Consider the following 22,490-nt stretch of genomic DNA (forward strand, 5'->3'; position numbering starts at 1 on the left):
ACGGGCCGCCCGTCTGGCTTTTTGCTGTTTACTGATTTAACGCCTGCTCGAGGCTTTTAATGTTATCTTCCATTAACGAAACGTAGGTGGCATCATTTTCGACATCTTCCTTCATGACGCTCGAAAGGTTATGCAGATAGGCAACATCTGCGCCAATTTCGTCCTGGACGGTTTCTGCTGTTTTCGATGGGATGTTTTGCTCAAGCAGCACCGTGTTAATATCATTTTCTTCTGCCGTGGCCACTATATCATTGATTTCCTGAACGGAAGGCTCATCCTGAGCATTAATGCCGCTGACCGGGATCTGTTCGAAGCCGTACCGCTCCTCCCAGTAGCCGTAAGCCGCGTGAGAAACAATAAACTGATTTTGATCGCTATTTTCGGCAACGTCTGTGAATCCCTGGTCAATGTCTTCAAGGTCAGACACGAGTGCCTCATAGTTTTCCTCAAACGTTTCCTGCTGCTCCGGCATTTGTTCGACCAACTCGTTTTTAATACTTTCAGCAGCCTGCTGGGCCCGGACCGGATCAAGCCATACGTGAGGGTCCACGCCGCCGTGGCTGTGGCCTTCTTCACCGTGGCTGTGATCATGTTCTTCTTCATCATGGCCGTGGTCATGATCGTGCTCTTCTTCCTCATGGCTGTGGCTCTCTTCGCCGTCGCTGTGTTCATGACTGTCTTCATGGCTGTGGTCGTGCTCCTCTGACGATTCCAGCAGGTCCATGTTATTTGTCAGCTCCAGCACCTTCACATTTTCGCCATTTACCGTACTTTTTGCTTCATCCGCGAAGCCTTCCATACCACTGCCGGTCATAATAAACATGTCGCTCTCGGCAATATCGGTCAGGGTCTGAGGGGTTGGGTCAAAGGAATGGGCATTGGAGCCGGGCGGAACAACGTTTTCAACATTCACGTAATCGCCGCCGATCTGTTTGGCAAAATCCTCCCAGGCAAACAGGGTAGTGTAGACATCCAGCTTTTCGTTTTGTGTCTGCTGATCTTCATTACTGTCACCGGAGGCGTTTTGCTGATTATTGTCACTGGTGCTGCAGGCCTGGAGCATGAGAGCACCGGCAACTAATGAGACGCCTAAAGCAGTTTGTTTTTTCATTGTATTCGTTCCTTTCGTCAGTAGCTTGATGTTTGGGAAATGCTTAATGCGCGATCATTTCATGGGTGATTTCTTCACCGTCCATGTCTGACGGGTAGTAGGTTGGCCAGTTTTCCACTTCCTCGAGCAGCTCGTCGCTGTCATTGCCCCAGTAGAGGTGGTAGTGCCCGGCATCGGTCGGATTGATATCATGGTCGCTGAACTGAATGTACTGCGGCATGCCTTCGTCTCCTTGCTCGAGTTCAAAGATGTAACGGACCCCGCGGTTGCCTGCTTCATACTCTAAAATTTCATGGCCGCCCGAAACGTATTCGCCGCTCATTTCTTCTCCGTCCTGGAAGAAGGTAACGGTGCCGTCCTCAATCGTGATTCGGTCCACATTTGTCTGATAGCCTTCCTCGTAGTATTCCTTATATTCTTCCTCCGACATTTCTTTGTCTTCCTCCGCCTTATGGGCGAACACTTCATCGAGCGTGCCGTCTTCCAGATAAGGGTAAACGGACTGCCAGTCGCCGGCCCAATCGGAAAGCGGGCGATCTTCTACTTCATCATTATAGAAAAAGCCATTATAAATGCGCTCGGATTCGGTGTCCTGGCCATGGCTGTGATCATGGCTGTGGCTTTCATCCTCATCATGGCTGTGGTCGTGGCTTTCTTCGTTATGACTGTGATCGTGATCATGCTCCTCGTTATTATCACTGTCATTTTCGTCAGCCTGTTCCTGTTCATCGCTTTGGAATTCTTCATCCGAATGTTCCTGGTTCTGCTCCTCGGCCTCCGAAGCATTTTCGCTTCCCGAGTTTTCCTCCGAGTCGTTGCCGCACCCTGTCATAATCATTGCACTGACCGTGAGGGCACTTAACCCTTTTAATGGAAATTTTCTCATGAATACCACTCCTTTTTGTAGTTAATCGTAATTATTACGATTTATTGGTTAAAAAAATGCACGTACCATTCAAGCATGAGGATGTTCGTCCCCGGCATGCGCGTAATCGTGCGCAGGAACAAGCCACGGGAAAGGGTCATGAAAGTCATTTTCGCCCAGCTGCTGTTCCTCTTCGGTCAACAGGCACGCCGTCAGTTTCCTGGTTACCTTCTGCTGATCCAGATGCTGGCCGATAATCACCAGCTCGGTGGCCTTGTCGCCGACTGCCGGGTCCCAGCTGTCCTTTAACTCGGGCTGTTCCTCGAGCATACGCTGCTGCTCGCCGGCAGGGAGGGAGGAGACCCAGTAGGACACCGGTTCCAGCTGAATGGATGTACCGGCCTGAGACAATAAAAGCGCCGTATCATTACGGGTGACGCACCAGATAATGCCCTTCGCCCGGAGCACCTGCTTGGGGAATTCCTCTAAGTATTCGAGCAGCCGTTCGGAATGAAAGGGGACCCGGCTCCGGAAAACGAACGAAGAAATATGGTATTCCTCCGTTTCAGGCTCGTGCTCCTGGTCAAGCTCCTGCAGCCAGCCGGGCGCCTGGAGAGCTTCATCAAATGAAAATCTGCCGGTTCCAAGTACCCTGGAAGGAGCGACGCGGCCATACGATGTTTCAATGATTTCAGCTTTCGGCTGAAGAGCCCGCAGGATGCTTGTTAAATGCTGGATCTGCTCCTGGGTGAGCAAATCTGTTTTGTTTAAAACCAGCACATCGCAAAACTCAATCTGCTCAATCAGCAGATCGGCAATTTCACGCTCATCGTCGTCTCCTGCACTTTGTCTGCGCTCCTGCAGCGTTTCGCCTGAGATATAATCGGTCCAAAACCGGGCTGCGTCAACCATCGTGACCATGGTATCGAGCCGGCAGATGCCGGTAAGATCGATTCCCGATTCCTCGTCCTCATAGGTGAATGTCTGGGCGACGGGAATGGGTTCGCTGATGCCGGTGGATTCGATTAAAATATAATCCACGCCGCCGCGCTCAGTAATTTTCTGCACCTCCTGAAGCAGGTCATCCCGCAGCGTATAGCAGATGCAGCCGTTCGACATTTCCACCAGATTCTCCTCCGTACGGGAAAGAGAGCTGCCGCGTTCAATCAGACCGGCATCGATATTGATTTCGCTCATATCGTTAACGATCACTGCCACCTTCCAGTCGGCCTGCTCATGGAGCAGGTGATTCAGCAGTGTCGTTTTGCCGGAACCCAAATATCCGCTCAGGACAGTAACCGGAATGGCTGAAGACATGTTTGACTCCTCCTTATGTAAAATGTAAATCGTAAACGTTACGATTTGTGTGCTTCAACTACTTTATAAAACATTTTTTATAATGTCAACGTCTGTTTATGTATTTTTTTAACAAAAACAAATCGACTCAAAAAGAAAAACCCTTTGGCGAAAAGGGTTTTATCAGAATTTGGATCAACATAATTTTTTAATACGTGAAGCAAATGTCAGGCCTTTGGCTGGTGCTGGTTCCGAACCACCAGCACATCGCAGGAAGCCCGGCGCATGATGCTCTCAGATACACTACCGAGAATAAACCGCTGCGTCCGGCCCATTCCGGACGCCCCGGCAACAATCAGGTCAGCTCCGTATTTTTGGGCGGCCTCCACCGGAATAGCCGTTTTGGGCGTGCCGCGTTCTATGGAAAAATGAAGAGGCTCCGGCCCGTGATTTTCTGCCTCACTCCAGGCTTTGTATTCGGCAAGCAGCTCATCCGCCCGCTTTTGATATACGCTGATGATGTCTTTGGTGTAGGGCTCGAGCGAGGAAAGGGACTGCGTGTTCAGCACGTAAATCACCCGGGCCGCGCTGTGGTTTCTTTTGGCCATATTTAAGCCGGCATAGAAGGCATTTCTGGATGCATCTGAGCCATCGACAGCGATTAGTATCGACCGGTAAGCTTTCGGCGCGCTGTTTTTCACCACCCAGACGTCGCAGGAGGCGCGTCGGACGATACCAGCGGAAACACTGCCAAGCCGCTTCCTTTCGCCTGTGCCGGCGCCGGAGCCGCCCGTTACGATCAGGTCCGGCCCGAAGGATCTTGCAATATCATCTGCAACAGCTGTCTTTGGAATGCCTTCTTTAATGAACACGCGCACGTGGTAGATACCGGCGTTCTCGGCTTGTTCCTTTCCCCGGGTGATGATGTCACTGCCTTTTTTATTCAGGGCATGAAGCATTAAATCCGGCTGCTGCTTCCGCAGCTCTTTAATATTATGGTAATCAACAATATGGCAAAGCCCCAGGTCGCTCTCATGAGCCAATGCGGTATCGATGCCTTTGGCTAAAGCAGCTTCAGCTTCCTCCGATCCATCCAGCGCTACGAGTATCCGTCGGTACGAAAGAGGCATTGGCATTCATTCCTTTCCTGCTCCTATGGTGGTTAACAGCATGGGAGGCGTGAGATAGGGTAATTATTTCTTCCCGGAGTCCCGGCACATTTTTCTGAAGGTGGTATACATAATATATGCGTAGGAAGTAATAGCCACAAGCCGGACCAGCCGAAGTTCAGGCCGGAGAATCCGGGCATTGGAAACGCCGGTCCAGACACCTATGGCAAATAAACAGAGCTTCAAAACCCCAAAATCTGCAATGGAATACGCTCGGGCAGCTTCATACAAGCGATTGATAAAATCCTTCATCATAAAGCTCCTTTCTGAGTGGTCTCCATTATTTATTACAATGCTAAATGCCCCTTACATTAATGGAAAGTCTGACGAGGCAACGTAGTAGGTGATCAATGTCTCTTCCGGATAACAAGCCGGAGCGAAGGAAAAGGGGGCGGACTCGATGGCTACGATCTTCATTGCCAGCTGGCGGAAATGAATTTCGTCTCCCAGATCGAAACGAACCTGGCGGCAGTGGTCCAGAAACAATTCCTCCTGAAGCTCTATAGCACTGCCGAGAAACCACAATTCGTTAGCCTGCGTGTCATCAGCAGCCAAAAAAACAATGCGAATGAGGGAATGCCGTCCCACGTAAAACGGATTCTCTGGTAGCTTTTGTTCCGACACCTCCATTCGGTCCACTCCTTTTAAGGTTTATAAAGTAATTTTAACCAGCCAGTCTTTCGGATTACGGCTTTTGACCGTCACGCGGTTTTCAAAAAAGCTTGTTTTTTGGTACAGCCGACAGTATTGAAGGCATAGATAATAGGTCCATTCTTCAAGAGAAGGGCGCGAAAAGGTATGGTTGGGATAACGGACAAGAGCCGAGAGCTTGCAGAAATAACGTTTGGCCTCACGGTCTGCATGCAGGGCGGGGGCGTCCAGCGCAAGCCGGGCCGCGTGATTTAAAGTGGAGGGCAGCGGGTCATCCGTCGAAAGGGTGTATTCCTGCCATTCAAGGGGATGAAAGCAGTACACGTAAAAGGGCAGAAGAACCGCCGTTTTGATATTTTGATGTGCTGCATCTATTAGTTCTTCCATGCTTTCCGGAATCCGTCCACCCATGGCCTGAAACATTTCTTCAAACGCGGCGTGCTTCATTTCATATTTCATAATCCTCCTCCTTTTATAAACGGCTTTTTACAAGGGGGAAACGGGATCAATGGAATAAAAATGCTGAGACAGTCTAGAAGTCGAAAACAATGATTAGATTAAATTAAGGAACAAATGCCAGGGCCTTACTACCTTTATAATTACCATTATACACGTAAAAAAGGTAATTACACCGTCAATAAGTCCTTTAGTCATGACTTGCAACTAAATACATAGAAAAATAATTACCTTTTTAAAACCGGAGGTGAGGAAGAAACGCTTTTGCCTGAAAGCATCTGTTTTAAGGAGATAAAAAAGCAAAAGCAGGAGCAGGCTATCAAAAACCAGGAGACATTGTGTAAAAATAATATCATTTGAGAAAGGGTGAAAGGTTAAATTAAGGGGGGGGGGGCAGTATTGTGTGGTAAAATGACGGTGGAAAATGGAATTGTATGGAAAGGGGTGAGGCGATGCCGTCCGAAGCTGCATTGGGTTTACGGTTGCTGGTTCTAACAGTGGTCGTAATGATTGCCGCCATTTTCGCCATCCACTGGCTGAGCAGGAAATGGTATATCAAACGAAACGGCGGTCCTCGAACGAAAGGCTATGCAAACAGGGGGCATCTTATCATCCGATACATATTCTCCGGTTTGTTTTTAGCAGGAATTATTCTGGTAAATGCCTTTCAGAAATTTTTAGGGCCCTCCGTTTTGGCTGGTTTGTTACCGTTTTACGCCTTATATACGGTAATAAGTGTGCATCTGTGGAAAAAGGAAAGCGGCAATCCCGAAGATTACCGGTATGAGTGGTTCGTGCAGGGAGGGACGCTGCTTGTGATCGCAGCAGGAATTACCGCGACCCTGCTGTGGCTGGAGTAAATGGAAGAAACCAAACAGCGTTACTCCGAGAATCCGCCACGGGCCTTCAAAGTAAAAGCAGATGCTTCCGATAAAAAACCACAACCCTAATAAAAAATCGTTAAGCGTATACAGCGTGTTGTAAATTTTCTTAAAGAAAAGAGTGTGGCTCTGCATCCGGCTTTCTATATAAGCATTCCTGGAGGCGGTCTCCTGGTTGCTTTGATCGCGTGCTTCAGTACGCATGCTAAGTCTCCTTTCTTTTTTACAGTATTCCATACATGTATTAACAAATTTAAAAGTGTTAAAACTTAAGTCGAAGCAGGGATGAAATTGGTCACTTATCGTTTGGCTGTTCCTTCGTAAAATCATGATATAATAAAGGTGAAAAATCGTGATAATAGTTTGCGAATCACTGCTTAAAAGTCCTTTATGGAAGACGTCCATCGGCTGGTTAAAAAAGTTTCACTGTTGCTGAAGGCGGATACCTGACGAAAGGAGATAAGCAAGGATGAAACGGTATCAACGCATCATGATAGCGGTAGACGGCTCTGAAGAAGCCCGCCATGCCCTGGAGCGCGGCATCTCCCTGGCCAAGCAGATGGAAGGAGAGCTTTTACTTTGCCATATCATCACCAGCGATGATTACAGCCGGGTGCGGGTGTATCGGAATGCTATCCGGCAGGCGGCAGTAGATAATGGAATAAGTCTTTTGGAAGCAGGCAAAAAAGCAGCGGAAGAAGCCGGGGTCGAAAAAGTCGCGATCATTATGAATCACGGAGATGCTCCAGCCCGACATATCGCCAGAGAAATTGCGCCATTATACAATACAGACATGGTCATCGCCGGTGCATCGGGTGCAGGAAGAGGCGACCGGCGTATGCTCGGCAGTGTATCCGCCGGCATTGCTCATGCTGTCGGATGCGATGTGCTGGTAGTGAAAAATCGTTCCTTCGAGGAACGGTACCGCAGCATATTGGTGGGTATCAATTCCTCGTCACTGGCGATGGAAGCTTATGAAGTGGCCATGGCGATAGCTCAAGAGCACGGCTCCAGCCTGGCGGCTGTCCGGGTCATTCCACCACGGAAGGCACTCGCCGCCGAGGAAGAGCTGGTCGATTCCCAAAAGGAGAAAGGGGTACAGGAAGATCCGCTGGTGCAGCGTTATCAACGCCTGGCGAAGGAGGGAGGCATACAGCATTTTCGGATGGACATAAGGTACGGGGCACCCCAGCAAATGCTTCCCGAAGAAGCGGCCCGGGAATACAAGGCGGATCTTCTGGTTATTGGCTCCATTGGCTTCGGTACAGAGCGAAAGGAGCATCTGAACCGTTTATCGGAGGCAGTGGTCCGAAAAGCCGACTGTGATGTGCTTCTTATCCGTCATCGCGGGCCGGCGCAGAAAAAGGCTTTCAGCTGACGCAAAAAGCCCGCTTTTCCATACAGGAAAAGCGGGCTGCGCTCATTCGCGGGAGGTGTTTTAGAAAAACGGTTCAAGCCGGAAAAAAATTACTCCTGCATAAACATGAAACAGCGGATGAGCAGCTCTAAAAAGACTCAAGCCCGTCGCTCACTTCCCTGGGACGAGGACGGCTCCCACACAGGCGATGTCAGGGTGACCAGCGACAGCCACTGGTACCGGTAATAGGTGTATTCATACTTGTACGGGTGCGGACAGTAGGCGTGCCACGGCTTGACCGGGCCGTTAAAATGAACAGCGGCCGGGGCCTTGAGGGCCTCCACCACCCGTTCCCCATAGGCCTGGGAGGGGAGAGGCTGCGTAAACATCTCGGTGGTGGTGTTCCACCGGGGATGCCACCACCACTGCTCCGGGTACGTCACGGCATGCAGGCTGTCGGCGAAGGAATGCCCCCGGCGGGTCATCTGCGTAAAGACAGCGGTGGACAGGTGCCGGGCCTTCCATTGCGGCACATTGATCATCATCAGGCCCGGATCGAGACCGCCGTGCACCCGCGGCAGCCCCAGGACTGCTGCCCGTTCGGCGTCAGGCCGTGGTTCTGCCACGGCCACCGCCCAGTCCCCCAGGGGCTCGTCCCACAGGGCGGTGATGTCCGTGCGAATCAGGGTGTCGCTGTCCAGATACAGGACCCGGTCGACCCCTCCCTCGATCAGGTATGGAAGCAGCAGCCGGTAGGCGGCCGCCCGGGGGACGTGGCGGTAATGCTCCAGGTCGGCCCAGTACCGGTCGGAGTAAAAATCCCATTCATCCGGGATCAGACGGATGGTGGTATGAAAATGCTGCGCGAGCTGCTCCAGGTAGCATTTGTTCTTGAGCGAAAGGCCTCCGTCCACAATACAAAAGACCAGGCGCTCCGGCTGCGTGGTATTAGCCAGCAGGGACATCATAGCGACCCCCAGCGAATCAGCATAATGATGATCGGCGACGGAAGCGATTACATAGGGTTGATGGGTTTTCATAGGCGCTCCTTTCCTGTAAAGCCAGGCAATGAATCGTTATGGTCGATGAGAATTCCTTATTACAAGCACATCCCTCCGGGCATGGCGCACCGTGTTTTCTGCAATGCTTCCCAGCAGGAACCGGGGGATCCGGTCTATACCAGATGCTCCCAGAATGACCAGGTGAGCCTGGTATTTTTTTGGCGCACTGAGGGGTATCACGGTTTTTGGTGCGCCCCGCTCTACGGAAAAATGAACAGAACCCGGTGACAGACCGCTTGTGTCGTTTAGGGCCCGGTAACGGTCCAGCAGCATCATGGCCCGTTTCTGATACGTGCGGATCATATCCGAGGCAAACGGTTCCATGGATGCGAGAGCCGGGGTATTTAACACATAGGCCACCTGAACGCGGCTGCGGTGACGGTGCGCCAGATGAAGACCGGCGTAAAAAGCGTTGACGGAAGCGTCAGAGCCGTCTACGGCAATGAAAATTGATCGATAAGAAGCGGCTGGGCGGCGTTCATTTTTGATGATCCAGACGTCGCAGGGGGCCCGGCGGACGATGCCAACAGCCACGCGCCCCAGATGTTTTTTTTCGATGGTGCCGGCTCCGGAGCCCCCGGCAATAATAAGGTCTGCCTGAAACTGTTCGGCCACTTCTTCCGGGATGGTCATTTTCGGTATGCCGCGCCGGATAAATATACGAACATCCCGGACACCTGCCTCTTTGGCCTGGGCTTTCCCTTGAAGCACCACATTGTCTCCCTGCTGGGCCAGTGCTTCTGTCAGGTCATCCGAAACCCCGGTCTGCAATTCCCGAAAGCTCTGGTTATCCAAAACGTGGCAGAGGGCGAGTACGCTGTCATGCGCCAGGGCTGTCTCGGTGCCGCGGGCCAGGGCAGCTGAAGCTTCGTCCGAGCCGTCGAAGGCAACAAGAATCCGGCGGTAGCGATAGGGCATCATGGTCGTTCCTTTCGGTCCCGGTTTTTAAAAAAATCAATCATCGGTGGGAAGCTGATGGCAAATAGCGCTATCATGATCTGTCACTGGTTTGGGCATAATGACTGTCAATACTCCACGTGTTCTGCGTGCTTTTCGTTGTCACGGGAAGCATTCTTTAGAAGTCGATTCGTGCCGGGGGTATCTTATTTTCTCCCAGGTCATAGGTTATTTGATGGATCGTGACGGTTCGTTGATTGTGAGGTACGTACGTCGAAACTGGTGACTGGGAAGGGACGGAAAGATTCCATACATGAACGATCGTTCCGAAGCCACTGGGAGAAGTCCGGTATGCAAGAAGGTCACCCTGATCGTTTCGGATAAAACAAATGCCGCGGCTCTGGCGGTGCAGGCGGATCATAGACAACACAGCCCCTTCCTTCCATAAGTGATGTTAAAAAATATTTACCGCTCCGCCGGCCAGGATGTGATGGCAGCCGCTCTAGCCTGCTGCATAAGCGGTTCTAAATATGCGAAATGAGAAAGCGAATCCGGGTGTCGCATGTAATGGCAAAGGAGCCCTCGTCCATGTATTCAGCCCTCCCTGTGCTTCAGGTCGGCCCGCCGGCGGGAAATCCAGGTGGAGGGTACCCGGTGATGCGTGTCGATTAACCTGGCTTTCTTCTGCAGGCGATAGTATTGACGGGACAGGTGGTAGACCCAGTATTCCACGGGGCTCGCCGTGGGATTGGTCTCGGGCAGCGGTGCAATCAAGGAGGCACTGTAAAAATAGCGTTTAATGGATGGGGAGGCGTTCAGCGCGGGCGCATCCACCGCGATGTACGTGGCATGGTTAAGCAAGGATGGTAACGGATCGGCCACCCATAGGGTATACTCCTGCCATTCATGGGGATGCCAGTGGTACATATAGAATGGCAGCAGCAGAGCTGCCGGCCGGTGGGCGTAGGCGAGCTGGACAAACCGTTCAATGCTTGCCGGCTGATAGTCTTCAAGGGCCTGAGTGATCTCGTTCCAAACAACATAGCGCATGGTGCGGGGCATGATATGCTCCTTCCTGTTCTTTGCGTTTTTCATGATTTTTCTCATGGTCCATTAGTGAATGTGAGATAATAACGAGGTCTTTAGGTCCGATTTGGTTTTATTATATAAAAATATCCATTTATTTCATCAGCCAAAAGTTGGGATATATGGATATATTAAAAATAAGTACTAACGACGCATATATTTTTATTTCGCCAGAAGGAAGAAAATTGGGCGAAGACTTGAGGCACATAGGAGGAGTGGTTTTCTTGAATTATGAGTCACTACTCAGGCATTGAAGTGTGTACTTCAACGAATCAAAATAATGGCAGCAGAAGGTACCTGGAGTATGTACAGTGTTTCATTTGGACTGAAAGAGGGAGGGGCTTGTATCAAATTGACGGACTATTTCATCTGCGAGATCAATAAAATTCATGGGAGCTTGAGAAGAGAGCGTTCGTAGAAGGGGAGGATGCTGGCGGAGCTTTATAGAAGCGGGCGGGATTTTTCGTCGGTTATAACGCCGGCTCTTGGAATTACTGGAATTGCGCACAAAACAAAAAAAAGCCCTGCGCCCATGCAGGGGAGCCAATCGCTCTTTATCGGAGTAAGGAGAAACCTGCCAAGCGTCAGTTGAGTAAGGATGATACTGTTATTATACAGAAAAATCGCTTTTTGTCCTGGGCCCTGAGTCTTTATTTGTCAAAAAATTACTTTATGCCTACGAGCATACGTTTGCAAGGTGGAATGGTTGGCGCCGCAGAAGCAAAAAAATGATAAAGCGCTTCGCCCGCTCGACGGCTGGATAAAAAAGAGGCACATTAGTTAAAATTAATTTAGGAATTGATGAAAAAACAATTATTTTCGTCTGGCTCATTAACTTAAGCCACGGTAAAAAAGAAGCGCCAGCTCAGCCGGCAGCTTCTTTTTCATTCACATAGCGGATGTATTTGGTGAGCGTAAGCATCGACTGCAGCCCGAGCCGGTCCATGAGCGCTTCCGGCGTGACACCGTTTTCGAGTTCGCGCGCGATGTAGCTGTTGCGGAAATGAGTGGCGGAAATCGCCCGTTCGATGCCGGCACGCTTACGCTCCTCGCGGATCATTTTCTGGATCGCGACCTCGGTTAAATTTTTCGGCTGGTCGTTTTCATAGCTCCAGCGGTACGTCTGGCGCTGAAAGTCGAACGCGACAAACAGCGGCTCCCCGTCAAAGGACGGCCGCACCGCCTGCGGAATCACGTCGAGGTAATAGTACAGCTGCTTCTGCAGCTCCTTCGTCAGCTTGAGCGTCCGCGGGTTACCCTCGGTAATGTCGAGCTCCCCGCGGGTCAGGTGCAGGTGCTCGATCCGGATCGAGGCCAGCTCGTGCATGCGGAGGCCGTAGTCGTAAAACAGCCTTAAAATCACGATGTTTCGCGGAGCAAGCATAGGGCGCACGGCCTGCTGCTTATCCGACAGCCCGGAATCGGACTCGAGCGTATCCATGAGCCGCTTCATTTCCTTCGGGGCAATCAGCTCCTCCTCCTTTAACACGTTCCAGACGCTGTCATCGACCGGAAGCTCTGCCATCGGGTTGGAGGCGATCCGTTTCGTATCACGGAGAAAGCGGAAGTAGCGGACAAGCACGGTCTGGAGGCGCTTCAGCGTCCGGAGCTGGTAGTGGCGCTCCTCGACCAGTATATGAAAATAGGTGGTAATGTCGTCGGGTTTGACGGCCGCTTCCTCGCCGTCGAGCACCACATCGATGAACCGGTGAAAGTCGGCCAGGTCGTATTCGTAGCGCTTCAGCGTGCTCGGCTTGCGCCCCCGGGACTGCAGGAAGGAAAGAAAGGCCTGCATGCCGTCCGGAAGAAGTTCGGGTTGCAAATTCATCATTATTCCTCCTGCTTTGTCTGTCGATCAAGCATCGCGGCTTGTTTGTTTGGCACTTAACCCATATTATAGTATGTAGAGGACAGGAAAAACAGGAGGATCTAAACTATTGCAGGAATTTGAGAACCAACAGGTAGATAAAGAACGGGTTGTACTAACTGCCGTCCATAAGGATGATACCGATCAGGAAACATTTGAAGCGTCCCTTACCGAGCTTGAACAGCTCGTGGAAACGGCAGGGGGGACGGTCACGGCTGTGCTGACGCAGAACCGGCGTTCACTCGATTCGAAAACGTACGTCGGCAAAGGCAAGCTCGAGGAAGCGGTGGCAACCGCTGAAGAGCAGGAGGCGGATCTCCTGATTTTTAACGATGAGCTCTCGCCCGGCCAGATTTCCACGATTACAAACCAGACCGGATTATACATTATTGACCGCACCCAGCTGATACTTGATATTTTCGCCGGACGTGCGGCGTCGAACGAAGGGAAAATGCAGGTGGAGCTTGCCCAGCTGAACTACATGCTGCCGCGCATCCGCGGGCAGGGCGAATCGCTCTCCCGGCTCGGCGGCGGCATCGGTACACGCGGACCGGGGGAGACGAAGCTTGAGACCGACCGTCGTCACATCCAGAAGCGGATGGATGACGTGCGCAGCAAGCTCAAGCAGGTGAAAAACCGCCGCGAGCAGTACCGTGAACGGCGCAAGGAAAAGAACGTGCTGCAGTTTGCGCTCGTCGGCTACACGAACGCCGGCAAATCCACGATTTTAAACGCGCTCACCGAAGCGGATACGCTCGAGGAAAACGCGCTGTTTGCCACACTTGACCCATTAACGCGCCGGGTGGAGCTGCCGTCCGGCCTGGAGGTGCTCGTCACCGATACGGTCGGGTTCATTCAGGATCTGCCGACGGCGCTGATTGCGGCGTTTCAGGCGACCCTTGAGGAAGTAAAGGAAGCAGACGTGCTGCTTCACGTGATTGACGGCTCGCACCCGAGGGCGGCCGAACAGGCCGCCACGGTGCGCCGGCTGTTAAAGGAGCTCGAGGCAAGCCACATTCCGGCGCTCACGGTCGTCAACAAGCGCGACGCCGTGGAAGACGGCCCGGTTGTGGCGGTAGACAAGCCGTCGATCTCCATTTCGGCCCGTAAGGACGAAGACGTGGAGCTTTTGCGGGAGTCGATGAAGAACGTGCTGCTCGAGCAGCTGCAGCCGTACCACGTGGAAATTCCGCTCGCTGATGGCCACGTAATGCAGCGGTTCAAGCATGAAACCGTCGTGCGTGAGGAAACGCTCGATGAAGAAAACGAAAGCTGGATTCTCTCCGGGTACGTGCAGAGCGACCAGGCGATCCACCGGGAGATCAAGCAGTATGCTAAAGGAGATGCCGGGGCGAAATGACACGCGATACGATGGAACAAAAGCAGCTGCAGCAGGCCGAGCGCCGGATTGCGCCGCAGCTTGAAGCAATTGCGGAACGCGAGCTTGTGAACCAGCAGCGGGTGCTCGATATTTTCCGCACACACAACGTGTCGGCGTTTCATTTTCAGCATTCGACCGGGTACGGCTATGACGACACCGGGCGCGAGGTGCTCGACCGGGTGTATGCCGATGTGTTCGGCACCGAAGCAGCTATGGTGCGCCAGCAGTTTATTTCCGGTACGCATGCGATCAGTACGGCGCTGTTTGCGGCGCTCCGTCCGGGTGGACGGCTTTCATACGCAACCGGCACGCCGTATGACACGCTGAACACGGTGATCGGCCTCGACGGCAGCGAAGCAGGGACGATGAACGAATGGGGCATCGGCTGTGACGTGGTGCCGCTCGACGGCGGCCGAGTGGACATGGGCGCCGTGCACGAGGCGGTGACGCCGGACACGCAGGTGATTGCGTTTCAGCGCTCGCGCGGCTACGACGATCGTCCGTCGATTGGCCTCGGGGAAATGAAGAAGTACATGGCGGAGCTTAAAGCGGCGTACCCTGACGTTGTGCTGTTTGTGGACAACTGCTACGGCGAGTTCGTGGAAACGACCGAGCCGGGCCATATCGGCGCGGACCTGATGGCGGGCTCGCTCATTAAAAACCCGGGCGGCGGCATTACCCGTACCGGCGGCTACATTGCCGGCAGAAGCGACCTGATTGAAAGGGCGGGCGCAAGCTTTGCCGCCCCCGGCATCGGCCTGGAAGGCGGCGCGACGCTCGGCATGCTCCAGGAAATGTTTCAGGGGCTGTTTCTTGCACCGCACGTCGTGGCGGAGGCTCATAAGGGAGCGGTGCTGACCGCAGCGCTGATGGAGGACGCCGGTCTGCAGGCTTCCCCTGCCTCCGGACAGGAGCGGACCGATCTGATCCAGTCCGTGCAGTTTGGCGACCGGGAGAAAATGATCCGGTTCTGCCAGGCGGTGCAAAAGTATTCCCCGGTCGACTCCGGCGTAACGCCGCAGCCGAGTGCCATGCCCGGCTACAGCGATGAAGTGATCATGGCTGCCGGTGCGTTCATCCAGGGCTCAAGCATCGAGCTTTCTGCCGATGGCCCAATCCGGCCGCCGTATACGGCCTTCGTTCAGGGCGGATTAACGTATACGCACGTGAAAATTGCCGTAAGCGAAGCATTAAAAGCGATACAAGAACGATAGAAGGACAGGTTCTCCGTGAGAGGGCCTGTTTTTTCTGTACATTTGCTGGAAAATAGACGAAAATATAAAAGATACAATAAGTTCTGAAAATTTTGATGTAAAAATAGCTTACATGAACTTGACGGAAAAGCTTACATCATGTAGGATATACTTAGTTTCAATGAAAGGGGGCGTAACGCATGAATGATCATGTACGCCGAAATACCCCTTTATTTCCGATTGGTATCGTCCAGAAACTGACGGAACTCACCCCAAGGCAGATTCGTTACTACGAAGAGCATGGCCTGGTGTTTCCGACACGGACCGAAGGCAACCAGCGGTTGTTTTCCTTCCGCGACGTGGACCGTCTGCTTGAAATCAAAGCGATGATGGAGCGGGGCGTAAACCTTTCAGGCATCAAGGAAATCTATGAGTTAAAAACGTATTCAGAGGAACCGAAGCAGCCAAGAGCACCCAGAAATCACGATATGACCGACCGTGAACTGCGCAAGCACCTCCGCAAGGAAGTGATGATGGCAGGCAAATACTCACGGCCGTCCATGATTCAGGGACAGCTGTCGCGGTTTTTCGACTAACAGCAGGATTAACTTTTTCCCGGCTGCGGCCGGGGGAAAGATATAATAATTCACTATTCTAGTTTTTTAGAGAGGAGTCACAATTAACATGGCAAACACGAGAAAAGACATTTTAAAGTTTGCAGAAGAGGAAAACGTTAAGTTTATCCGTCTTCAGTTTACTGACTTGCAAGGAATTATTAAAAACGTAGAGATTCCGGTGGACCAGCTTGATAAAGCCCTGGACAACCTGATGATGTTCGACGGTTCTTCCATCGAAGGCTTTGTTCGTATTGAAGAATCCGACATGTACCTCTTTCCGGATCTTGATACCTGGATCGTATTCCCATGGACCCCGGAAAAGGGCAAAGTCGCACGTTTAATTTGTGACATATATGAGCCGGGCAAGCCTGGCGAAGATCCAACACCATTTGCGGGTGACCCGCGCGGCATTTTGAAGCGTGTACTTAAAGACGCAGAGAAATTAGGCTTCAACGCCTTCAATATCGGGCCTGAGCCTGAGTTCTTCCTTTTCAAAAACGATGAAAAAGGCGAGCCGACCACAACCCTGAACGACAAAGGCGGTTACTTTGACCTTGCGCCGACAGACCTCGGTGAAAACTGCCGCCGCGACATCGTGCTTGAGCTTGAAGACATGGGATTTGAAATCGAAGCTTCCCACCACGAAGTGGCGCCGGGACAGCACGAAATCGACTTCAAATACGCAGACGCTGTAACGGCGTGCGACAACATTCAGACGTTTAAGCTCGTTGTTAAAACAATCGCGCGTAAGCACGGTCTGCACGCCACCTTTATGCCGAAGCCATTGTTCGGTGTAAACGGCTCCGGTATGCACTGCAACATGTCCCTGTTCAAAGGCAAAGAGAACGCGTTCTACGACAAGAAGACCGATTCTCAGCTGAGCACAACGGCGATGCAGTTCTTAGCAGGTACACTCGAGCACGCGAAGGCGTTCACAGCGCTCACTAACCCAATCATCAACTCCTACAAGCGTCTTGTGCCAGGCTACGAAGCACCAGTATACGTTGCATGGTCCCTGCGTAACCGCAGCCCGCTCGTACGTATTCCGTCCTCCCGTGGCATGAGCACGCGTATTGAAACGCGCAGCCCGGATCCATCTGCGAACCCGTACCTTGCTATCGCAGCAATGCTTGCAGCTGGCCTGGACGGCATCAAGCGGAAGCTCGACGCTCCAGAGCCGACAGACCGCAACATCTACGTGATGGAAAAAGCAGAACGTGAAGAACTCGGCATCGAGGACCTTCCAGCGGACTTGAACGAAGCGCTTCAGCACCTGCTGAACGACGAAGTTCTCGTCAACGCGATCGGGCCTCACGCCATCGAGCACTTCGCCGAAGCCAAAGAAATCGAGTGGGACATGTTCCGCAGCCAGGTTCACCCTTGGGAACGCGAACAGTATCTCTCCACGTACTAAAATGAAGAAAACCCTTCAGCCGCAATGGCTGGAGGGTTTTTTGTGTTTGAAGAACATAGGTTATTGAAGTACTGCCCCAACGAATTTACCCTGACTGCCCCAAAAATTTTTAGGACGATTCAAAGTATCGTTTGGTGGCTTCTTCGTAGCGAGTCATGGATTCGGTTTCTAGCGTCTCAGAGACGCGGGCATAAATGTTCGAGGCGATCTCTAAGCTGCCGTGTCCCTGCCGTTCCTGAATGACTTTCATGTTGGTGCCGGCTTCGAGTTGCATTACGGCATGGGTATGACGCAGGCTGTGGATAGGAAGGGGCTCGATCTCCAAAAACGCACAGGCTTGCTTCATGGTGTTGAACAGGGTCGAGTTTTTCAAAGGCGTGCCGTCTTTCGCAGCGAAAACGAGATTGCTCTTTTTGTTATAGAACTCTCCCAGCATGAATTTTTGCTGATTATGATGGTTGGAGAGGGCGAGCAGGTCCTGTTTCAGAGCGCTGCTAAATCGGATCGTTCGGTACTTGCCGTTCTTCGTCGGGCCGATCCGTTTGGTTTTTACCGTATACGATTTATTAATATGAAGACTTTGGTTGTCGAGATCCACGTCTTCCCAAGTTAGCGCCAACGCTTCGCCTTTCCGCATGCCGGTCTCCAGCAGGGCTTTGAAGAAGAAATACTGTTTCAGGTTCAGCTGTTTGATGAAGTCCAAAAACGGTGCAATGGCAGCCGAGGGAAGATACTGCAGTTTGTCCTGGAATTGCTTCGGCGGGAGCTTCGCATCCATACAGGGAGTCTGAGAAATACGGTTATTGATCTTCGCCTGCTGCATCGCCCCGTGCATGAGAGTATGGGTATTCCGAATCGTGGAGCGGGCATAGCCACGTTTCTGCAGATCGTTGAGGAAATGCTGATAGAGCTCCGGCGTCAGTTTTTTTCAGGGTGATCTGTTGAAAGTAAGGAAGGATCCGTTTGATGAACTCTAGATCCACCAGGTAGGTATTGAGAGCGACCTTGTCTTCCCGGTACAACTTCATGTATTCCTCGAGCCAATGGTGAAGGCTCAGGTCTGCCTGCGGTTGCTGGAGAAAGTCTAATTCCTGCTTATTTGCTGCCACAACGGCTTCCTGTTTGGTGCGAAACCCACCTTTCATGGTTTCCTGACGTTTACCGGTGATGGGATTCTTGACACGGATGCGGTACTCCCAGGTCTTGCCTCGTTTGCGGTATGTAATCATACTATCCCTCTTGGTAATATTAAATCAATTTTATTGCAGCGGTATGGGCCTTTACGTAACGTACGGAACGTTACATCAAAGCCCGGTCTTTAGCGCTATCATAGCTAGAGCGATATCACTAATGCAAGTATGATTCAATGAGCGATGCTTTTTATCAACGATGGTTTCTAAGTCTGTGTATATATACATATTTTCTTTCGGATAAAGGAACGTTTGTTCTTTTTATTTTAAAAGAAGAACTCTCTAATTAATTTAATTCGAGAGTTTTATAAGAAAAATGGTAAATCGTGAACTATAAAAATAATTAAGAGATTAGTCTAAAAGAGGGACATCTTCTTGTGTTTGTTCGGGTTGCTCAAATTGTGTAAGTATATATTTTTCAGTGTATTGATCTTCCAAATAATCGTTTGTAATTTCTTTTTGGATTTTAGCTTTAATTAAACTTGGTACCCTAAATTGTAAATTACTTTCTCTTTTTAATTTTTGGAACATGTCTTTAGACATCTTACCCGCAATTTCTCCGATCGTATCTGTTGAAATTCTAAATTTATTATACGAAGTATTTATTGAAGTCAAAACACCCTCGACCTCTATTTCCTCGGTATGTTTTTCACTCTTTTCTCTTAAAAGCTGGTTTATTACTTCCAATTTACTAGAAGAGCTTTTTTCAAATTGTACTTCTCTAGTTGTTGAAGATTGAGTATCTGCCGCCAATGTTAAATCAAAGTCATTTTCAACTACGTCTTTAAGCATAGTTTTAACAGTTTTTAATGTTTCTATAGAATAAGATTCGTCTATTTCTATCGTTTCTTTAATCTCTTCTAAGCTTTTGTTATGAATGTTATCAATGATATCAAACAAGTTATTTAAAGATTTTTGTGGAACTTCAAATAAATCAATTCCTTCTTCTTGCTCTGTGTTTAACCAAACGCCAAAAGAGGAGGGTTGTAAAGAGTCTAATCTTAAATTAACTACATGCTCAGAACTTTGTTCCATTAATTCATTACCGACATCATGAGCTATGCGATTTACTGCTTGAGTTAAGTGTTTTATAACATTCATAAATATTTTTAAATCAATATCATGATTATTACGAGGGTCTTTTAACACCATTTTAAATCTAGAAATATCTACAGTATCTTTTTCTACTTTAGTAAATTCAGTATCTGACAGATAATCATATTCCACCCAAAAATCTTCATCGGGAAAAGTGATAGGGTCAAAATTTGAATCATCTACAACTGTAAGGTCGAGGAATTCATTACTATTTTCTATATTTGAATTAATTTTTAAATGGTGTAAACGTTCTTTAGTTTTTAAATGTTCTAAGAAAGGTAAAACGGAGGTTCTTCGCTCAGTTAGTTCCTGTAATTCTTTGTTTGAAATTCTGCTAAAAAACCATTTATCAGTACTTTCACTTATTTCTTCAATAAAGTAATTTAAATACAGTTTATCATCTGGTGATTTAGAAATGAAAAATAGAGGAAAGTCGAAATATTCAAACACATGCACCATTTTCATTTTTTCAAATTCTTTATAAGAAATATTATTCAACTTCACCTCTATTCTCCTCTCTTGTAAAATCGTTCATGATGTTTGCACCTTCGTATAACCACAAATTCAAATGCTGATTTTTTGTATTATGTATACCGCAATCTTCGGTAATCTTTCCTACTGCAATTTTCTTATTCTTAAAGCTTGCAAATTTCTTAGCCAGTGCTTTGGCAGCTTTCCGTGAAGTGAAAAATGAAAGTGCAAGAGCTTCGCATTCTTGATCGGAACGATATTTCATCTTTTTTTGTTTATGAGTTTTAAAATCATTTTCTTTAATTGTATCATTTTCAATAAATCGGTACACAGGATCAACTTCGCCAGAAGCTGCGTTGGTTGGTGGACAAGTCACCTGCAAACTTTCCATATCTTCTTGGTGAATAAACGCCATAGTTATATTCTTTCCTTTCTTATTTTATATTCTTTAAAACTCCATCAAAATATTAACTAAAAAGCATCTGATGTAATTGGAACCTATGCTTTGGTCTTGATTTCTTCGATATTTGCTGTTGCTACTTAATTATTCAGTGTCCACTGCATGCACTTAAAACCATAAGTCAAGAAACACCGAAGTATAAAAATGTTTTATTCTCTTTCAATTAATTACCCTAAATTGTACTTAATATGAAAATAATGGTTAATATGGCAATAAAAAAGAAAAGGCTTCTAATTATCCTCCTCTTTGTTTTTGCGATTCTGGCGTTGAAATTCAATATAACGAATGGCTTCTTCTTTTTCTTCTTTCGTCATTTTGGAAAATTCCAGAAAAAGTGCCTGTTCCCCATCAAAAATAGGGTAATAGGGGCTGGTATTCTCGTAGGCGAAAGGAGGATTACGTGTATTCATGCTATCTTCTGGATAGTCTCTACGTCCCAACAAATAATCTGTGGTTACCTCAAAAAAATCGGCAATTTGGTTAAGGGTACTATAATCAGGACTTCGATTTCCTTGTTCGTACATAGCATATGTCGTCCTGCCCATACCCAATTTTTTAGCCATCTCTGTTTGATTAAGTTTATATTTTTTTCTTAGGTAAGATAGCCGATTACTTAACATAACAAATTCTCCTCAGAGTAGATTAATACAATTATAACTACACGGAATGTGTAAAGTAAGCACATGACACTAAAAGTGTAACTTTTTTATAAAATCCTATTTATAGTACACATATTGTGTAATAGAATGAATGTAATCAACTGACACGAAACGTGTATAAAGGAGGCTGTTATGAGACATTGGCTATTAGAAATAAGAAAACAGCACAATATAACTCAATCAAAAGTAGTTGAAAAAGCTAATATGGCAAGAAATACTTACGCTATGATTGAAATGGGTGAGAGAAGGGTTTTAGTATCGAATGTCAAGAAAATAGCTAAGACGTTAGAGTTCGAATGGACTATTTTTTTGAAGGTGATAGTCACGATTTGTGTCAAAAAATAAATAATATAGTGAGGGCTTCAATGGAACAAAAGAAAATCACCAAATGGGAAAACTGCGGCGATCGTAACTGGATCGCAGACGGAGAAACCATCAATAAGCACCACGTGGTCATCGCTTGTCGCTGCAAGTCCTTCCAGCACGAATGGAAAGCCGAGTACCTATTGAAGGAGTGAAACCTATATGAAAAAACACATGGAAGTTCAGAAGTTAAAAGTAGCTGTGGAATTCGACGCTGAACAGGCTACCCAGGATCTCCGCGAATATCAGGAAAAGCTTCAAGAGGTGGAGCATATACAAACGATGGTCTTGAAAAATGCCAATGCTCTCAAAAAGTTAAAAAATAAAGAGAGCGGTCCTCTTTATTTAATTACTTCTTACCGAGGTTCTTTAAATTTTTATCAATTTTTTTCACCTTACGCCTAGTGCTTGCATCTGAGGAGCTCTCAACTGTTCTTCCGCAAGAAGAACATTTAGCCTCCACCCCTGATTGTAAGAAAAACGAGCCGGGTACTTTCATTTTCTTCCCGCAATTAGGACAGGGAATTTCCTTTTTCTGTTTGCCAAACATGGACTCCAATGACGATTTCTTTGCCAAATGATAACCCCCTGAAGGACCGCTCTCCATGAAACTACTATACGTTAAAAATGGTAAATATTCCAATTATGGTAAGAGGGTGAAAGAGATGGAAAAACACCAACAAATCATTAATCATATGTTCGATCGAATCGACACGGAACTGGAAAAGTTCACGGGTGATCGTGATTATGCAGACGCGATTCACACGCTGGTCATTTATTACATTATATTCATATAATTACCAATAATTTCATATAAAGAATTTTATAACAAATAATCATATATAAGGAATTTATTACCATTCTATTTTAATGTAACTCTAATGTTGCAGTTTTGAAAACAAATGTTGGTCATGGATTTAAATATTGGAAATCATCGACAATATCATCCA

Annotated in this window: 26 protein-coding genes and 1 pseudogene; 9 read left to right on the forward strand and 18 right to left on the reverse strand. The window is 48.7% G+C overall.

Annotated elements, in window-relative coordinates; genetic code table 11:
- Positions 1-28: 28 nt before the first annotated feature.
- From ACTRXG_RS08470 to ACTRXG_RS08500, 7 genes are all read right to left on the reverse strand, one after another.
- Entirely contained in the window at positions 29-1,111 is a 1,083-nt protein-coding gene (locus ACTRXG_RS08470) for a metal ABC transporter solute-binding protein, Zn/Mn family (protein ID WP_474284634.1), read from the reverse strand.
- Positions 1,112-1,154: 43 nt separating this feature from the next.
- Positions 1,155-1,997, reverse strand: coding sequence for a ZinT family metal-binding protein (locus ACTRXG_RS08475; protein ID WP_474284635.1), 843 nt, complete (start codon positions 1,995-1,997; stop codon positions 1,155-1,157).
- Positions 1,998-2,066: 69 nt separating this feature from the next.
- Positions 2,067-3,293, reverse strand: coding sequence for a GTP-binding protein (locus ACTRXG_RS08480; RefSeq protein ID WP_474284636.1), 1,227 nt, complete (start codon positions 3,291-3,293; stop codon positions 2,067-2,069).
- 206 nt (positions 3,294-3,499) lie between these two features.
- Positions 3,500-4,408 carry a universal stress protein gene (locus ACTRXG_RS08485; protein WP_474284637.1) on the reverse strand — a complete coding sequence of 303 codons (909 nt, stop codon included), beginning with the start codon at positions 4,406-4,408 and terminating at the stop codon, positions 3,500-3,502.
- A 57-nt stretch (positions 4,409-4,465) separates the two neighbouring features.
- Positions 4,466-4,696 (reverse strand): hypothetical protein, encoded by a 231-nt coding sequence (locus ACTRXG_RS08490; protein WP_474284638.1) that lies wholly within the window; start codon positions 4,694-4,696, stop codon positions 4,466-4,468.
- Positions 4,697-4,747: 51 nt separating this feature from the next.
- Positions 4,748-5,071, reverse strand: a complete 324-nt coding sequence (locus ACTRXG_RS08495) for a hypothetical protein (protein WP_474284639.1) — start codon at positions 5,069-5,071, stop codon at positions 4,748-4,750.
- Positions 5,072-5,092: 21 nt separating this feature from the next.
- Positions 5,093-5,551: a hypothetical protein gene (locus ACTRXG_RS08500; RefSeq protein WP_474284640.1), complete on the reverse strand. Its 459-nt coding sequence runs from the start codon at positions 5,549-5,551 to the stop codon at positions 5,093-5,095.
- Positions 5,552-6,000: 449 nt separating this feature from the next.
- On the opposite strand from ACTRXG_RS08500, the gene ACTRXG_RS08505 reads away from it, so the two are divergent.
- Positions 6,001-6,408: a hypothetical protein gene (locus tag ACTRXG_RS08505; RefSeq protein ID WP_474284661.1), complete on the forward strand. Its 408-nt coding sequence runs from the start codon at positions 6,001-6,003 to the stop codon at positions 6,406-6,408.
- Between the two features lie 24 nt (positions 6,409-6,432).
- Here ACTRXG_RS08505 and ACTRXG_RS08510 read toward each other — a convergent pair.
- Positions 6,433-6,834: pseudogene (locus tag ACTRXG_RS08510) on the reverse strand (YrhK family protein); the annotation flags it as partial.
- A gap of 64 nt (positions 6,835-6,898) precedes the next feature.
- Between ACTRXG_RS08510 and ACTRXG_RS08515 the strand changes: the two are divergent.
- Positions 6,899-7,807: a universal stress protein gene (locus tag ACTRXG_RS08515; RefSeq protein WP_474284641.1), complete on the forward strand. Its 909-nt coding sequence runs from the start codon at positions 6,899-6,901 to the stop codon at positions 7,805-7,807.
- A 137-nt stretch (positions 7,808-7,944) separates the two neighbouring features.
- Here ACTRXG_RS08515 and ACTRXG_RS08520 read toward each other — a convergent pair whose 3' ends face one another.
- The 5 genes from ACTRXG_RS08520 to ACTRXG_RS08540 all read right to left on the reverse strand — a co-directional run bounded on the left by ACTRXG_RS08520 (position 7,945) and on the right by ACTRXG_RS08540 (position 12,661).
- Positions 7,945-8,826, reverse strand: a complete 882-nt coding sequence (locus ACTRXG_RS08520) for a glycosyltransferase family 8 protein (RefSeq protein WP_474284642.1) — start codon at positions 8,824-8,826, stop codon at positions 7,945-7,947.
- Positions 8,827-8,862: 36 nt separating this feature from the next.
- Positions 8,863-9,768: a universal stress protein gene (locus ACTRXG_RS08525; RefSeq protein WP_474284643.1), complete on the reverse strand. Its 906-nt coding sequence runs from the start codon at positions 9,766-9,768 to the stop codon at positions 8,863-8,865.
- Positions 9,769-9,922: 154 nt separating this feature from the next.
- Positions 9,923-10,171, reverse strand: a complete 249-nt coding sequence (locus tag ACTRXG_RS08530) for a hypothetical protein (protein WP_474284644.1) — start codon at positions 10,169-10,171, stop codon at positions 9,923-9,925.
- Between the two features lie 167 nt (positions 10,172-10,338).
- Positions 10,339-10,839, reverse strand: coding sequence for a hypothetical protein (locus ACTRXG_RS08535; RefSeq protein WP_474284645.1), 501 nt, complete (start codon positions 10,837-10,839; stop codon positions 10,339-10,341).
- An 856-nt stretch (positions 10,840-11,695) separates the two neighbouring features.
- Positions 11,696-12,661, reverse strand: a complete 966-nt coding sequence (locus ACTRXG_RS08540; RefSeq protein ID WP_474284646.1) for a tyrosine-type recombinase/integrase — start codon at positions 12,659-12,661, stop codon at positions 11,696-11,698.
- A gap of 106 nt (positions 12,662-12,767) precedes the next feature.
- Between ACTRXG_RS08540 and hflX the strand changes: the two genes are divergently transcribed.
- The 4 genes from hflX to glnA all read left to right on the forward strand — a co-directional run bounded on the left by hflX (position 12,768) and on the right by glnA (position 17,302).
- The gene (gene hflX / locus ACTRXG_RS08545) at positions 12,768-14,057 is read left to right on the forward strand and encodes a GTPase HflX (RefSeq protein WP_474284647.1); all 1,290 of its coding nucleotides are present in this window, start codon (positions 12,768-12,770) and stop codon (positions 14,055-14,057) included.
- A complete protein-coding gene (locus ACTRXG_RS08550; RefSeq protein WP_474284648.1) occupies positions 14,054-15,292 on the forward strand; it encodes a methionine gamma-lyase family protein in 1,239 nt (412 codons plus the stop codon). Before hflX ends, ACTRXG_RS08550 begins: the two co-directional genes overlap by 4 nt.
- 179 nt (positions 15,293-15,471) lie before the next feature.
- On the forward strand, positions 15,472-15,867 hold the full coding sequence (locus ACTRXG_RS08555) for a MerR family transcriptional regulator (RefSeq protein ID WP_474284649.1): 396 nt from the start codon (positions 15,472-15,474) through the stop codon (positions 15,865-15,867).
- 88 nt (positions 15,868-15,955) lie between these two features.
- Positions 15,956-17,302 carry a type I glutamate--ammonia ligase gene (glnA, locus tag ACTRXG_RS08560; protein WP_322524915.1) on the forward strand — a complete coding sequence of 449 codons (1,347 nt, stop codon included), beginning with the start codon at positions 15,956-15,958 and terminating at the stop codon, positions 17,300-17,302.
- A 109-nt stretch (positions 17,303-17,411) separates the two neighbouring features.
- Here the strand turns inward: glnA and ACTRXG_RS08565 are convergent, their stop codons facing one another.
- From ACTRXG_RS08565 to ACTRXG_RS08585, 5 genes are all read right to left on the reverse strand, one after another.
- A complete protein-coding gene (locus ACTRXG_RS08565) occupies positions 17,412-18,125 on the reverse strand; it encodes a tyrosine-type recombinase/integrase (RefSeq protein ID WP_474284650.1) in 714 nt (237 codons plus the stop codon).
- Entirely contained in the window at positions 18,103-18,531 is a 429-nt protein-coding gene (locus tag ACTRXG_RS08570; protein WP_474284651.1) for an Arm DNA-binding domain-containing protein, read from the reverse strand. The genes ACTRXG_RS08565 and ACTRXG_RS08570 overlap by 23 nt, the downstream gene beginning before the upstream one ends.
- Before the next feature lie 312 nt (positions 18,532-18,843).
- Positions 18,844-20,091, reverse strand: coding sequence for a DUF6575 domain-containing protein (locus tag ACTRXG_RS08575; RefSeq protein ID WP_474284652.1), 1,248 nt, complete (start codon positions 20,089-20,091; stop codon positions 18,844-18,846).
- Positions 20,078-20,473, reverse strand: coding sequence for a hypothetical protein (locus ACTRXG_RS08580; RefSeq protein ID WP_474284653.1), 396 nt, complete (start codon positions 20,471-20,473; stop codon positions 20,078-20,080). The genes ACTRXG_RS08575 and ACTRXG_RS08580 overlap by 14 nt, the downstream gene beginning before the upstream one ends.
- 275 nt (positions 20,474-20,748) lie before the next feature.
- Entirely contained in the window at positions 20,749-21,138 is a 390-nt protein-coding gene (locus ACTRXG_RS08585; RefSeq protein WP_474284654.1) for a helix-turn-helix domain-containing protein, read from the reverse strand.
- Between the two features lie 171 nt (positions 21,139-21,309).
- Between ACTRXG_RS08585 and ACTRXG_RS08590 the strand changes: the two genes are divergently transcribed.
- Genes ACTRXG_RS08590 through ACTRXG_RS08600 form a run of 3 tightly spaced genes read left to right on the forward strand, consistent with a single transcriptional unit; the run spans position 21,310 to position 21,945 of the window.
- Positions 21,310-21,522: a helix-turn-helix domain-containing protein gene (locus tag ACTRXG_RS08590; RefSeq protein ID WP_474284655.1), complete on the forward strand. Its 213-nt coding sequence runs from the start codon at positions 21,310-21,312 to the stop codon at positions 21,520-21,522.
- Positions 21,523-21,542: 20 nt separating this feature from the next.
- The gene (locus tag ACTRXG_RS08595) at positions 21,543-21,695 is read left to right on the forward strand and encodes a hypothetical protein (RefSeq protein WP_474284656.1); all 153 of its coding nucleotides are present in this window, start codon (positions 21,543-21,545) and stop codon (positions 21,693-21,695) included.
- Positions 21,696-21,702: 7 nt separating this feature from the next.
- A complete protein-coding gene (locus ACTRXG_RS08600; protein WP_474284657.1) occupies positions 21,703-21,945 on the forward strand; it encodes a hypothetical protein in 243 nt (80 codons plus the stop codon).
- Positions 21,946-22,490: the final 545 nt, after the last annotated feature.

The sequence above is a fragment of the Marinococcus sp. LNSP9103-4 genome (assembly GCF_056034345.1).

Excerpts from the sequence above, each read along its gene's own strand:
- ACTRXG_RS08470 (WP_474284634.1), bottom strand. The coding sequence starts at position 1,111 with ATGAAAAAACAAACTGCTTTAGGCGTCTCATTAGTTGCCGGTGCTCTC.
- ACTRXG_RS08475 (WP_474284635.1), bottom strand. The coding sequence starts at position 1,997 with ATGAGAAAATTTCCATTAAAAGGGTTAAGTGCCCTCACGGTCAGTGCA.
- ACTRXG_RS08480 (WP_474284636.1), bottom strand. The coding sequence starts at position 3,293 with ATGTCTTCAGCCATTCCGGTTACTGTCCTGAGCGGATATTTGGGTTCC.
- ACTRXG_RS08485 (WP_474284637.1), bottom strand. The coding sequence starts at position 4,408 with ATGCCAATGCCTCTTTCGTACCGACGGATACTCGTAGCGCTGGATGGA.
- ACTRXG_RS08490 (WP_474284638.1), bottom strand. The coding sequence starts at position 4,696 with ATGATGAAGGATTTTATCAATCGCTTGTATGAAGCTGCCCGAGCGTAT.
- ACTRXG_RS08495 (WP_474284639.1), bottom strand. The coding sequence starts at position 5,071 with ATGGAGGTGTCGGAACAAAAGCTACCAGAGAATCCGTTTTACGTGGGA.
- ACTRXG_RS08500 (WP_474284640.1), bottom strand. The coding sequence starts at position 5,551 with ATGAAATATGAAATGAAGCACGCCGCGTTTGAAGAAATGTTTCAGGCC.
- ACTRXG_RS08505 (WP_474284661.1), top strand. The coding sequence starts at position 6,001 with ATGCCGTCCGAAGCTGCATTGGGTTTACGGTTGCTGGTTCTAACAGTG.
- ACTRXG_RS08515 (WP_474284641.1), top strand. The coding sequence starts at position 6,899 with ATGAAACGGTATCAACGCATCATGATAGCGGTAGACGGCTCTGAAGAA.
- ACTRXG_RS08520 (WP_474284642.1), bottom strand. The coding sequence starts at position 8,826 with ATGAAAACCCATCAACCCTATGTAATCGCTTCCGTCGCCGATCATCAT.
- ACTRXG_RS08525 (WP_474284643.1), bottom strand. The coding sequence starts at position 9,768 with ATGATGCCCTATCGCTACCGCCGGATTCTTGTTGCCTTCGACGGCTCG.
- ACTRXG_RS08535 (WP_474284645.1), bottom strand. The coding sequence starts at position 10,839 with ATGAAAAACGCAAAGAACAGGAAGGAGCATATCATGCCCCGCACCATG.
- ACTRXG_RS08540 (WP_474284646.1), bottom strand. The coding sequence starts at position 12,661 with ATGATGAATTTGCAACCCGAACTTCTTCCGGACGGCATGCAGGCCTTT.
- ACTRXG_RS08550 (WP_474284648.1), top strand. The coding sequence starts at position 14,054 with ATGACACGCGATACGATGGAACAAAAGCAGCTGCAGCAGGCCGAGCGC.
- ACTRXG_RS08555 (WP_474284649.1), top strand. The coding sequence starts at position 15,472 with ATGAATGATCATGTACGCCGAAATACCCCTTTATTTCCGATTGGTATC.
- glnA (WP_322524915.1), top strand. The coding sequence starts at position 15,956 with ATGGCAAACACGAGAAAAGACATTTTAAAGTTTGCAGAAGAGGAAAAC.
- ACTRXG_RS08565 (WP_474284650.1), bottom strand. The coding sequence starts at position 18,125 with ATGCAGCAGGCGAAGATCAATAACCGTATTTCTCAGACTCCCTGTATG.
- ACTRXG_RS08570 (WP_474284651.1), bottom strand. The coding sequence starts at position 18,531 with ATGATTACATACCGCAAACGAGGCAAGACCTGGGAGTACCGCATCCGT.
- ACTRXG_RS08580 (WP_474284653.1), bottom strand. The coding sequence starts at position 20,473 with ATGGCGTTTATTCACCAAGAAGATATGGAAAGTTTGCAGGTGACTTGT.
- ACTRXG_RS08585 (WP_474284654.1), bottom strand. The coding sequence starts at position 21,138 with ATGTTAAGTAATCGGCTATCTTACCTAAGAAAAAAATATAAACTTAAT.
- ACTRXG_RS08590 (WP_474284655.1), top strand. The coding sequence starts at position 21,310 with ATGAGACATTGGCTATTAGAAATAAGAAAACAGCACAATATAACTCAA.
- ACTRXG_RS08595 (WP_474284656.1), top strand. The coding sequence starts at position 21,543 with ATGGAACAAAAGAAAATCACCAAATGGGAAAACTGCGGCGATCGTAAC.
- ACTRXG_RS08600 (WP_474284657.1), top strand. The coding sequence starts at position 21,703 with ATGAAAAAACACATGGAAGTTCAGAAGTTAAAAGTAGCTGTGGAATTC.